The following is a 12,422-nucleotide window of genomic DNA, read 5'->3' on the forward strand; positions in this document are numbered from 1 at the left end:
GGAACCACGAAATACACAGAATACACGAAAGGGAAAAGAACCACGAACCACTCCGACCACACGGACAACCTCCGCGGTCCCGGAGGGACCGAGGACATTAGCCGGTGGGTGCTCCGCCGGAGGCGGTGCTCCCACCGGGAAAGCCGCGGGTGGTTTGGACTTGCGCCCCGGACGGGGCGCAGGGACGGCTCCGGCACCCCTAGGCGGGGTGAAGATGCGGCGGGTATGAATCCGGTTCAGGACACCCGCCCGTGATTCAGGGCCAGGACACCCACCCGTTGCCGGGGTGGGCGTTCCGTGCTCCTGAAGCTCCCGCAAAGACGTCCGGAGGCATAGCCTCGCGAAGGGATCTTCCTTTTGCGGTTCCGGCTTTGCGAGGCTCGACGGGTTCGCAAAAAGTCGGAAGACGGACGGGAAAGTGTCTGTAAAACCTTTGTTTGAGCCATCACCCGGAGGGTGATGGTACTTTTTGCGTCCGCGTCAGGCTTGGAGTCTTTGCGCCTTGGCGAGAGCTTGAGACCGTTTGATTTTTTATTCTGCAGGATCCGGATGATCCGTGTCCATCCGTGGTTTGCTTTTGGTTTACCCGGGTCGGGGTGAAGCGCCGCCGCGCGACGAGACCTTGGGTTCGGGTTTGGCGAAACGGTGGGAAGTCCAAGGCGAAGTCCAAAAAAAAGGCGGACCGGGGGTCCGCCTTTCGGGGTTTTGTACCTTCCGGGGACCGCCAGGGCCCCCGGAAGGGGTGGGAACGGTCTACATGCCGCCGGCGAAGATCACGTCGTTCTGGGTCTGCCAGGCCAGGTTGACCGGGCCCATGGGCATGCCGCCCACGAGGCCGGCCTCGGTGGTGAACCAGACGGCGATCTCGCCGGTGACGCTGTTGCGCAGGAGCACGTCGCTCTTGCCGTTGCCGTCGATGTCGGCGGTGCCCGCGATCTGCCAGTCGCCCGAGGGCAGCGTGGCGATGTAGGGCGCCGCGGTCACCACGGAGCCGTTGAAGAGCCACGCGATCAGGTCGCCCGTCGCGGTGTTGACCAGGAACAGGTCGGCCTTCTGGTCGGCGTTGAGGTCGCCCAGGCCCACGATCTGCCAGACGGGGTCCAGCGTCCCGGGGGTCATGTCGGAGGCGAAGTTGCCGGCCGTGTTGACGAACCAGATGGACATGACGCCGCTGACGGCGTGGCGCCACAGGATGTCCTTGACCTTGTCGCCGTTGAAGTCGGCGACCCCTTCGACCTTCCAGTTGAGGTCGCCGATGCCGCCCAGGTAGGAGTTGGCCCGGTAGCCGCAGGCGTCCACGAACCACAGGGACAGCATGCCCGTGAGCGGGCCGGCGGCGTCGTTGCGCCAGAAGATGTCGGCGCGGCAGTCAAGGTCCACGTCGCCCACGCCCACCACCTTCCAGTCGGTGGGGGCGCTGCCCAGGGTGTCGATGCTGCCGGCGTAGCCGGAGGCGTCGAGCAGCCAGATGCTCAGGTCGCCGGTGGAGCTGTTGCGCAGGAAGATGTCGAAGAAGGAGTCGGCGTTGAAGTCGCCGAGGCCGGCCACTTCCCAGTTGGGGTCCGCGAGGCCGCCGACGTAGGCGCTGCCGATCACGCCCGTGCCGTCCATCAGCCAGGCGACGAGGTCACCGGAGGCGGTGGAACGCCACAGGAGGTCGGAGGTGAAGTCGCCGTTGACGTCCACGGTGGACGCCGGGTGATCGGCCGTGAAGCAGGGGGTCACGCAGCAGGTCCGGCCGCCCGCGGTGACGGTCAGGCTCCAGCCGCCGGAGATGCTCCCGCCGTCCGAGCTGTACAGGTCGCGTATGTAGAGTGACCAGGTGCCGTTCGGGCTGTAGCCGTTGAACGTGTCCAGGCTGGTGGCGTAGGGGATACCGGGTGCGGGGGCCGGGAACGAGGAGGAAATGGTCCCGGTCGGTCGGTACGTGCCCGACACGATGGTGCTTGGAACGGTGGAGGCCGCCGCCTGGTCGAAGGTGATGACGGCGTTCACGACGTCCGTGCCCCCGCCCGTGCCGGCGAGGAGCGCGCACTTCTGCCCGCCGGGGCTGACCAGCAGGATCTGCACGTCGCTGGGGTAGGTGTGGGAGAAGTTGGTGAGGGTGGCTGTCACCTTGGTGATGTTGCCGCTCATCCCGCTGACGGTGATGTCGGAGGGGTAGGGCGACGCATTCCCCACCGTGGTGGGGATGGAGATGGCCGCGGTGTTGGAGAAGGAAGTGGACGAGGTGATCAGCGAGCCGAGGGTGAAGGTGTAGGTCACGGTCCCCAGGTCCCGCAGGCCGTCGACGCAGTTCAGCGTCGCGGTGACCACGCTGCCGCAGGACAAGCTTGAGGAGGCGGTGAAGGAGAAAGACCGGGACACCGTGGTGGTGCCGTCGTTCGGGATCACCCCGTAGGCTTGCGGGGCGCTGGGGCACTGAACGCCGCCCGACATCTGGAGGTCGGCCACCAGGTTGGACGTGGCGCCGCTCCCGGTGTTTTTCAGGCCAAGGGAAACGGTGACCGTTTCACCGGGGTCCACCGCAGCGTTCCCGGGGGCACAACCTTCGGCCGTGATGCTGGAACCCGAGGCCATGATCAGCGGGTCGCCCGCCCAGCCGCAGCAGTCGGGCGAGTCGTACTCCAGCTGCCAGCAGTAGAGGGTCCCGTGATCGGAGGAGGGGTAGGTATCGGTGATCTGCAGCGTCCAGGTCCCGGCCAGGGGCTTCCCGTTGAGGGCGGAAAGGACGCTTTCGGGTTTGTACGAACCGGCGAAGGGCGCGCTCCCGGCGGAGATCGCGGTGGTGGCGGAATCGGAGAACACCGTGAAGACCCCGGTGCAGTCCGTGTTGCCGCTGCCGAAGTTGTCGCCGCTGCTGCCCCGGTTGTCGCTCAGGACCACCGTCGTGGCGTCGGGTGCGATGAGCTTGATCTCGAGGTCGCCGTCGTAGACATGGTTGATACGGACCTTGACCCGCGGGTTCTTAATCACGCCCGCGTCGGTGATGACGATGGGGGCCGTGACGGTCGTGTGAGTGGCGTCGATGGGGAGCGTCAGGCCGCCTGAGGAGTAGTTGTGCGTAATGAGGGTCCCCACAAAGAGCGTCTGGGTGGGGTTCCCAATGAGGGTTGCACCGTCCATCACCGTGAAGGTGAGGGTGATGTTGCCGTTGCAGGTGGCGCTGGGGCTCACCGTGAAGGTGAAGCTGGCGTTGGCCGTGGCGCCGGCCGCCACGACGCCGAGGGTCACCTCGCCGCTGGGGCTGGTCACGCCGCCGGTGGCGTTCAGGCTCACCTTCAGGTTGGTGGTGGCGCTGGAGCCGACGTTCTGGAACTGGCACTGGTAGGTGACGGTCTCATTCGGGTCGGGGGCCGTGTTGGCCGGCGAACAGCTCTCGGCGGTCAGCGACGTGCTGTTCAGCCCGATCACGGGGGTGTTCATCTCGGTGGCGTTGTAGACCACCAGGGCGAAGTCCTGGTCGGTGGTGTCGGCATCGCCCGGGACGCCGTCGCCCGCGATGTTGGCTCCGGTGACGGTGGCGGCGAAGCTCCCCGTTATTCCCGCCGGGATGAACACGCTCTCCACGTTGTTCCTGGCGTCGGCGGCGCCGCCGGTGACGGAGGCGGAGCCGGTGAACACGTTGCCCTTGTAGGTGTTCCCGCCCACGGTGACCGTGAGGTCCAGGTTGTTGACGTAGGCGTTGCCCGAGGTGGGCCCCGGGGCGTCGGTCCAGGCCAGGGTCACGCGGAAGGGCTTGGCCGGGTCGGCGATGGTCCCGGTGAAGGTCCGGCTCTGGCCCGAGTCGGTGAACAGGTCGGCCGGGAGCTGGTCCTTGAGGATGCGGGCCACGCCGTCGAAAGCCATGTTCAGGTCCACCATCCCCATCCCCTGGTTGTTGGAGGGGAGGGTGTCGTTGGCGCTGACCCCCGTCATGTACCGGGTGGAGTTCATGAGGAAGGCCTTGTTCATGGCCGGGGAAGGCACGGTCCACGTGTTGTTGATGAAGTACTGGCGCAGCAGGGCGCTGGCGCCCGCCACGGCCGGGCAGGAGTGGCTGGTGCCGGAGGAGGCGGTGGTCCACTGCTGGCCGGCGGGCCAGAAGTTCGGCGAAGCGGCCGGGCCGCCGCAGACGCCGGTGGCGTCGTAGCAGGTCCCGGCGGTCCCGTTGCCCGTGACCGGCCAAGGGGCCAGCACGTTCTGGTACACGCCGCCGCTGACGTGGGTGCCCGGGGCCTGGATGTCGGGCTTGATGCGGCCGTCGTCGCAGGGGCCGCGGCTGGAGAAGCCGACGACGTCGTTGGCGCTGTCGGCCTCGGCGTCGGTGGTGCCGCACTGGTCTGCCCCGCCGAAGGGGTGCACGTTCTCCGTGGCGCCGATGCAGAAGATGTTCTTGCCGGTGCCCGGGGAGCCGATGGTGTTGGCGGAGCTGCCGGAGTTGCCGGCGGAGAAGCAGATCACCATCTGCTGGTTCCCCGCCACCTCGTAGGTGGACCCCGTCGGCTGGGCGTCGCGGACCAGGTAGTCATAGGCCTGGCTGTCGGCGTTGTAGGCGCCGCCCACGGCCGCGCCCCACGAGTTGGTGCTGATGCGGGCGCCGTCGTTGTAGGCCTGGGACTGGAGGTTCTCGAAGTCCGGGTTGGAGTAGCCGGGGTCGAAGATGGTGGAGGAACCGACCTTCACGAAGGGGCACACCCCCTGGCCGTAGTAGTATCCGGAAGCGTCCTGGTGCGGCGATCCGGTGAGGCTCTCGGGGATGTAGCCGGCCACGATGTGGGAGTTGAGGTTGCCGTGCCCGTCGCAGCCTTTGCCGGCGCTGGCCCCGGCCGTGCCGACGGTCCGGCGGTAGGCCACGCGGCTGGCGGCCGTGGTGTTGCCGCCCACGTAGAGACCGAAGTGGTTGGGGGTCGTGGTGGCGTTGTCAATGCCGCTGTCGGTGACGTCCACCACGAAGTTGGAGGTCGTGAACTGGGCCTGGGTGAAGCCCTTGCCCGTCAGCCAGGCGTAGTAGCCCGGGGCGGTGGGGGCGTTCCCGGTGAGCTGGTTGGTGAGGATGATGTTCTGCCGCTCGTCCATCAGCTTGTGACGGAACCAGGGGTGGATGGAGACGACGTCCGTGCGCGTCGACAGCGTCTGGGCCGCCTCGAGGGGGCCCCGGACGAGGACGTTGCGGTAGCCCAGGAACTCGTTGTCCTTCACCACCTGGCTCTGGGCCAGGTTCAGGATGGCGCCCATCGTCGTGTTGTTGGCCTCGGGGTCCCGGACCAGCTGGACCGCGTAGCCTTCGACCTCGGACAGGTCGTACTCCTTGCCGTCGAAGGGGTTGATGAGTTCCAGCAGGGTGGGCTGGAGCTTGTACCGGTCCTCGTAGGCCCCTTCCCACTGGATGAAAGCGGCCGTTCGGGCCAGGGCCTGCAGGGCGGTGATCCCGGCGGAGTCGCCGTAGACGAGGTAGGCGTTCTCGGGGATGTAGGTGACCACCTGCACGCCGGTCTGCTCCAGGTCGCGGTACCACGCGGACTTCACGGGCCCCGCGAACTGCACCAGGTGCAGCCGTTTGCCGGTGAAGCTCCCGAGGGTTCGGGCCATCTGGAGCCGGGCCTCGGTGGACCGGGTGTGGACCCAGCCGGTGTTGAGCTTGACGAAGTCGTCGTCGTCCCGGCGGGAGACCTTGTCCCGGCGGGCCAGGTCGTCCGCGTAGCGCGCGTCCACCTCCACGACCTGGAAGGCGTTGTAGTCGGCCACGAGCCGGCCCCCCATCCTGGCCTGGATGTGCTTGGCCAGGGCGGGGTCCGACACCTGCAGCTTGACGCGGTCCTCCACGGGTGTGGCCGCCGCCAGCGCCGAGCAGAGCATCAGCGCCAGCAGGCAGGCAAACGCCGCGAGGACCCGTCGGGACGGATGGTCTCGGGTGTCAAACATCGGGAACCTCCTGAAAATCAGGGCGCCGGTCGGGCGCCCCTTGTTGTCTGTTAGCGCTCACCATAGCACAGGGCCGGCGGGATATCCACAAGATAATCGAAGATCGGGCGGGAATCTCCAACATTTTCGTCAACGACACCCGGACGCCCCCCATGCGCCTGTCGGGGTTTTCCCGTGTATTCCGTGGTCACAACAATTCCGCGCTTATTCCCCGCCTTCGCTTTCTCCGTGTCTATCCGTGTCTATCCGTGTTCATCCGTGGTTTTGCTCCGGTTTATCCCGGCCGGGATCCCAACTCACCGATTCATGATGGGCTTGCGCGTGACCGCGCGCCGGCCGGGCGCCCTGCCCGCCAGAAAAGGGTTCCCTTCCGGCCCGTTTTCGTGTATTTCGTGTCTTTCATGGCCTGAGCCATCGCCCAGGGAGCGAGGTCACATTCCGGGAGGTGACGATGCGTAAAAGCCTGATGGTCCTGATCCTGGCTGCCGGCTTTGCCCTGGCGGCCGCGACCCCGCCGGACGGGGGGCGGGCGGGCGTCCACCGGCTTGCCAACGGGCTGCCGGTCATCCTCCTGGAGAACCACGCCAACCCCCTGACGGCCACCTTCTTCGTGGTCAAGACCGGCCTGCGCGCCGAAAACGCCGGTAACTGCGGGCTCTCCCACATGCTGGAGCACCTGCTCTTCAACGGCACGGAGCGCTTCGACCAGAAGCAGCTCTACGCGGAGCTGGACTTTTTGGGGGTCTACCACAACGCCTTCACCCGGGACGACTACACCTGCTACGTGATGCTCTCCGAGCGGGACCTCTTCCCCAGGGCCCTGGACCTCCAGGCGCAGATGCTCTTCCACTCCACCCTCCCCCCCGACAAGGTGGAGAAGGAACGCGGCATCATCCTCGAGGAACTGGCCAAGGACTCGGCCTCCCCCGACTTCGCCCTCGAGCGCGCCGCCGCCGAGGCCGTCTTTGCCGGGACGCCCTACGCGCTCCCCATCCTGGGCACACCCGCCACCCTCCGGGACATCTCCCGGGACGCCCTGCTGGCGTACTACCGGGAGCAGTACGTCCCCAACAACATGACCCTGCTGGTGGTAGGCGACTTCGCTCCGGCGGAGATGCTCCGCCACCTCGAGGCGAGGCTGGGGAAATACCCGGCCCGACCGCTCCCGGAAGGGCCCCGGCCCGTGGATCTCTTCACGGACCCTTCCGTCAAGGTCCTCCCCGTGGAATCACCGGCCGGCCGCCTGCTCCTGACCTTCCCGGCCCCCTCCCCGGCGGATCCCGCCTGGCCCGCCCACGAACTCGCCCGGCGCCGGCTGGCCGACGACCGGACCTCCCCCCTGGCGGCGCTGCTGAAGGCCGAGGGCCTCGGCGAATACACTCTCAGCGCCCTCGACAACCGCGACTACTCCCTCTGCCAGCTCGCCGTCGAGGTCCCGGCCGGGCGCAAGCTGACACCCGGCCAGGTTGCGACCCTTCGGGAAAAGATCGCGGCGCTCCGGACCGACTTCACCGACGCCGACCTGGCGGGGGCCCTGACCCGGCTGGAGGCGGAAGAAGTCTTCGGCCAGGAGAACATTCATTATTTCGGGATGCTCAAGGGCGGCCTTCTCGCCGACCTGCCGGCGGACCAGGCGGCCGGATTCGTCGGGCCGCGCCTGGTGGAGCGGTTCCGGTCCGTCACCGCCGCCGGTGTCCGGGCGCAGGCGGAGCGGATCCTTCACCCGGGGAAACTCCGGGTGGCGATCCTGGAGGCGGCGGCCGCGGCGTCCCCGGCCCGCCCCGCGCCCCCCGCCGGGATGCCCCGGGCCATGGGAGGGAAGTGATGAGAAGGCACCAGAACCTCACGGAGCGCCATCGCCCCGAGCCCGCCGTCGGACCTGTCGGACCTGTCGGACCTGTCAGACTTGTCAGACTTGTCAGACTTGTCAGCCTGGCCCTCCTCCTGGCCGCCGGCATCGCCCGGGCGGCTTCCCCGGCGCCCGCCTGCGAGCGCCGCCTCCTCCCCGGCGGCCTGGAGGCGGCCGTGGAGCGGGTCCCCGGATCCCGTCTCCTCGCCGTCCACGTCCTGGTGAAAAACCGGGCCGCGGGGGAACCGCAGGGGCGCGCGGGCATCGCCGACCTGGCCCACCGGGTGCTCCTCCAGGCGGGGGACGACCCGGCCCGCCAGGCGCTCCTGTCGCGCCTGGACGCCATCGGCGCCGACCTCAAGGCCGTGGACGACCCCGCAATCCCCTTCGACGACTACTACACCGTCGAGGAATTCTCCTACCTCCGCTTCCAGGTGTTGGACCGCTTCCGCGACGAGGGGCTGAGGCTCCTGGCCGAACTCCTCGCGAAACCGGTCGTCACCGACGCCACCCTGGCGGCGGCCCGGGCCGCGCAGGCCGAGGTGCGCGCCCGCCGGGAGAAGGGCCCCCGGGCCGTCGCCGAGCGGGCCTGGTGGGAGGCCGTTTTTCCCGGGTCGTGGAAGTCGCGCCCCGTCTACGGCACGGCGGACTCCCTGGAGGGCCTGACGGTGACCGAGTTCAAGGACTGGTTCGGGGCCCACTTCCGCCCCGGCAACCTGGTCCTGACCGTCCAGACCGCCGCTCCCCCCCGGGTGGTTCTCCGTCAGCTGGCGTCGGCGTTCGCCGCACCCCGGGCCGCGGCCGGGGCCGTCCCCGCCCCGCGGGCCCCGTTGCCGCCCCCGGCAGCGGCCGGCGAGGACAAGGTCCGGTCCGTGACCCTGGCCTCCCGGCAGGGGTACATCCTGGCGGGGGACGTCTTCCCCGTGGAGAGCGCCGACCTGCCCGCCCTCGAGATCGCCGTGGCGTTGCTGTCCGAGCGGGTCTCCTTTGAACTCCGGGAGAAGCGCGGGCTGGCCTACTCCCTGGGCGCCGGCCTCGAGGGCCTCGACGGGGGCCGGCTAGCGTCCCTGACGGTGAGCATGGGGACGCGCCCCGAGAACGTGGAGACCGCGCGGGCGGGGATCCGGGAAGTCCTGGAGGCCTTCGGACGGGAGGCGCTCACGGACCGGGAGGTCGCCACCGCCGTCAACAAGGCCCGGGGGCGCTTCCTGATGCGCTGCCTCCTGTCGCTGAACCGGGCGTTCTACATGGGCCTGGACCTGTACCGCGGGGCCCCGCCGTGCGCCTACCGGGGGCGTCCCGACGGCTGGAAGAGCGTCACCCCGGCCGACGTCCGCCGCGTCCGGGACCGGTACATCAAACCGCCGGCGTTCCGCTGGATCCTCGTGCACCCTTAGATCAGAGGTGGTTTGAATGACCGACCGCCTGAACACCGCCGCAGGGTCCCGGACGGGCACAACCCTGATCGTGGCCGTCTCGCTCGCGTCCGGGCTCCTCACGTCCACCGGTTTTCCCCCGCTCAAGGTGGTGGCCGTGAACGCAGCCTTCGCCTGGGCGGCCGTCGCACGGCGGCGTCCCGTCTGGCGAGGCCTCCCCGTCGCCCTGGCCGCCGGCGTGGTTTCGGTGCTGCACCTGGCCGGCGTGGAACGTCTCTCCGTCCCGGGACGGGGGACCGTCCCGGCGGTGCTGGTCCAGAGCGAAGCCTGCTCCATCCGGATCGCCGCGGAGATTCACCGTCGAATGCCCGAGGGGACCCGTCTCGCCGTGTGGCCCGAGTACGCCACCTTCGAATACGCCGACCCGGGAACGCCGGCGTTCACGGAACTTTCCCGCCTCGCCGCGGCTTCACGCTGCACCCTGGTGGCCGGTTGCAAGGAGAGCATCCCGGGAGAACCCGAGCCGGCCTTCTTCAACGCCGCGCTCGTTTTCGGCCCGGACGGCCGCCGGCTGGGGGCCTACCACAAGGCCAACCCCGTCCCCTTCTTCCGGGACGGGACGCCCGGGACCCGTTTCCCCGCCTTCCCCACGGAAGCCGGGCGTATCGGCATCGCCATCTGCTACGACGCCGACTTTCCTTCGGTCAGCCGAACGCTGGTCCGCAATGGGGCCGAGATCCTGGTGGTACCCACCTTCGACGCCGGCTGGTGGACCGCCCGCCAGCACGACCAACACGCCGCCCTGGCCGCTCTCCGGGCCGTGGAGAACGGGCGGTGGATGCTCCGCGCCACCAGTTCCGGGGTTTCCCAGATCCTCGACCCCTGCGGGCGCGACCACGGCCGGATCCACAACTTCGAGGCGGGCCTGGTGTTCGGGTTGGTGGAGCCCCGGCGCGACCGGACCCCCTACGGCAGGATCGGCTGGATGATCGGCCCCGGGTCTCTGCTCCTGGCGCTGGGGATCGTGGGGACCCTCGTCTGGCCCGACGTTCGGCGACGCTTCCGGAACTGGCGGACACAGGCCGGGACGGGTGCCCCGGCATGAAACGGCTCCCGTGTCAACCCGGTCCCAGGACGGTCCGGAGTTTGTCGGCAAGCGCTTGCCGGGTGAAAGGTTTCTGAAGGAAGTACACCCCCTCGCCCAGCACCCCGTGGAGGGTGATGATGTCCGCCGTATAACCGGACATGTAGAGGCAGCGAAGGCCCGGCCGTTCCTCCCGGAGACGTTCGTGGAGTGCGTGGCCGTCCATCCCCGGCATGACCACGTCGGTCATCAGCAGGTGGATGGGACCGGGATGTTCCCCCGCGAGCCGGATGGCTTCTCCCGGCCCGCCGGCGCCGAGGACGGTGTAACCGAGCTTTGTCATCAGGTTCCGGCACAGGTTGAGCAGAGAGGGCTCATCCTCGACCAGCAGCACGGTTTCCGTTCCCCCTTCGGCATTGGGGGGGGCGGGCCCCGCGTCGGGCACCCCGTCGCTCTCCCTGGAACGGGGAAGGAGAATGCGGAAGTCGCTTCCCTGCCCCGGCTCGCTGGTGACGCTGATGAAGCCGCCGTTCTGCTGGACGATCCCGTACACGGTGGCGAGGCCCAGCCCGGTCCCCTTCCCCGCCTTCTTCGTGGTGAAGAAAGGTTCGAAAAGGTGTCCGATGGTCTCGGGGTCCATCCCGCACCCATCATCCCGAAAGCTCAGCATCACCCATTCACCGGGGGGGGACCCGGGGTTGTCCCGGCAGAAAGCCTCGCCGTAGTCGCGGTTGCCCGTTTCGATGGTCAGCCTCCCCACGCCGGAGATGGCGTCCCGGGCGTTCACCGCCAGGTTGGCGAGGACCTGGTCGATCTGGGCGGGGTCCATCCTGACCGGCCAGAGGTCGGTCCCCGGGCGCCACGCCAGATCGATGTCCTCCCCGATCAACCGACGGAGCATCTTGAGCATGCTTTCGATGGTGGTGTTGAGGTCCAGCCGGCGGGGGGTGATGGCCTGCCGCCGGGCGAAGGCCAGGAGCTGCCGGGTCAGCTCCGCGGAACGGTCCCCGGCTGTCTTGATCTCCCGAAGCTCCGCGGCCAGGGGATCGGAGGGTTCCAGCCGGGCGAGGGCCAATTCCGCGTTTCCCACAATGACCGCCAGCATGTTGTTGAAATCGTGGGCCACCCCTCCCGCCAACCGGCCCACGGCTTCCATCTTCTGAGCGTGGCGTAGCTGGGCCTCCAGCCGGGCATGCTCCTCCTCCCCGCGCACCCGGTCGGTGATGTCCAGGGCGGTGAAGGTGACCCCCGCCGACAGGTCGTCGGGGTCCAGGGGGGACGAGCTGAGCAGAACGTGGATGATGGCGCCGTCCTTCCGCCGCCACTGCGTCCGGACGGTCCCCGTGCCGCATGCGGCGATCTGGGCGTACTTCTCCCGCCCGACGAACGCGTACTCCTCATCGGAAGGGTAAAGGAAACGGGCGTCCCGCCCGAGCATCTCCTCCCGGTCGTACCCGGTCATCGCGCAGACCCGGTCGTTCACCTGCAGCAGCAACCGGTTCGAAACCAACCCGATCCCGACCGGGGCGGCGCGGAAGATGCTCTGCAGGGTCGCCTTTCCCTCCCGGAGTTCAGCCTCCGCCCGTTTTCGCTCGGTGATGTCGGCGAGATGCTCCACCACGTAGCGGATCTCGCCGTCGTTCCCGAGGATGGGGTAGGATTTGCACTCCAGCCACAGCTCGCGCTCCGGGAGGAACTTCTCGATTTTCTCCGTTTTTTTCGAGAGAAAGCACCGTGACGTGGCGCACTCGGTGCAGGGGCAATCCCGGCCGATCAGTTCGAAGCAGCACCGCCCCGCGGCCTCGTCGGGGGTGATCCCCAGAAAATCGTAACCCGCGGCGTTGTACAGGAGAATGCGGCGATCCCGATCCTGGACCCCGATCACGTCCGGGACGACATCCAGGACCCGCTCCAGGAACTCGAGCCTTTCGGCGGCATCGAAGGCCGCCAACCCTGCCCAGGGTGACTTCCTCGCCTTCTCGTCCATTCTCGGAGACCTCGGGAACCGGCCGATCGGAATGCATCCGGCTCTCATTATACGGTGTTCGGCCGGGTTCTGCAATGCCTCACCTTCCCGTCGTCGACGGTTGGAAGGGACCGGACGGTGCAGGCAGGGGGAAAAACGCTCGGACCCCGCGAGGGTCAGCCCGCGGGGTCCGGCGTCGAAAAAGAACCGCTGAGATCAGCGGGTGAAATGCTGGCTCCCCGT

General features: G+C 68.4%; 5 protein-coding genes. 3 read left to right on the forward strand and 2 right to left on the reverse strand.

The features are described from left to right. Positions 1 to 753 precede the first annotated feature (753 nt). A complete protein-coding gene (locus KA419_17855; GenBank protein MBP7867799.1) occupies positions 754 to 5,904 on the reverse strand; it encodes a S8 family serine peptidase in 5,151 nt (1,716 codons plus the stop codon). A 451-nt stretch (positions 5,905 to 6,355) separates the two neighbouring features. On the opposite strand from KA419_17855, the gene KA419_17860 reads away from it, so the two are divergent. Genes KA419_17860 through KA419_17870 form a run of 3 tightly spaced genes read left to right on the forward strand, consistent with a single transcriptional unit; the run spans position 6,356 to position 10,234 of the window. Next, complete coding sequence (locus KA419_17860; protein MBP7867800.1) at positions 6,356 to 7,729, forward strand: insulinase family protein; 1,374 nt, start codon at positions 6,356 to 6,358, stop codon at positions 7,727 to 7,729. After that, the gene (locus KA419_17865) at positions 7,729 to 9,150 is read left to right on the forward strand and encodes an insulinase family protein (GenBank protein ID MBP7867801.1); all 1,422 of its coding nucleotides are present in this window, start codon (positions 7,729 to 7,731) and stop codon (positions 9,148 to 9,150) included. The genes KA419_17860 and KA419_17865 overlap by 1 nt, the downstream gene beginning before the upstream one ends. A 16-nt stretch (positions 9,151 to 9,166) precedes the next feature. Further along, a complete protein-coding gene (locus tag KA419_17870) occupies positions 9,167 to 10,234 on the forward strand; it encodes an apolipoprotein N-acyltransferase (GenBank protein MBP7867802.1) in 1,068 nt (355 codons plus the stop codon). 13 nt (positions 10,235 to 10,247) lie between these two features. Here KA419_17870 and KA419_17875 read toward each other — a convergent pair whose 3' ends face one another. After that, entirely contained in the window at positions 10,248 to 12,200 is a 1,953-nt protein-coding gene (locus tag KA419_17875) for a PAS domain S-box protein (protein ID MBP7867803.1), read from the reverse strand. Between the last annotated feature and the right edge of the window lie 222 nt (positions 12,201 to 12,422).

This window comes from Acidobacteriota bacterium, assembly GCA_018001935.1.
Taxonomy (GTDB): Bacteria; Acidobacteriota; JAAYUB01; order JAAYUB01; family JAAYUB01; genus JAGNHB01.

Coding starts and splice junctions, on each gene's coding strand:
- KA419_17855 (MBP7867799.1), bottom strand. CDS start 5,904: ATGTTTGACACCCGAGACCATCCGTCCCGACGGGTCCTCGCGGCGTTT.
- KA419_17860 (MBP7867800.1), top strand. CDS start 6,356: ATGCGTAAAAGCCTGATGGTCCTGATCCTGGCTGCCGGCTTTGCCCTG.
- KA419_17865 (MBP7867801.1), top strand. CDS start 7,729: ATGAGAAGGCACCAGAACCTCACGGAGCGCCATCGCCCCGAGCCCGCC.
- KA419_17870 (MBP7867802.1), top strand. CDS start 9,167: ATGACCGACCGCCTGAACACCGCCGCAGGGTCCCGGACGGGCACAACC.
- KA419_17875 (MBP7867803.1), bottom strand. CDS start 12,200: ATGGACGAGAAGGCGAGGAAGTCACCCTGGGCAGGGTTGGCGGCCTTC.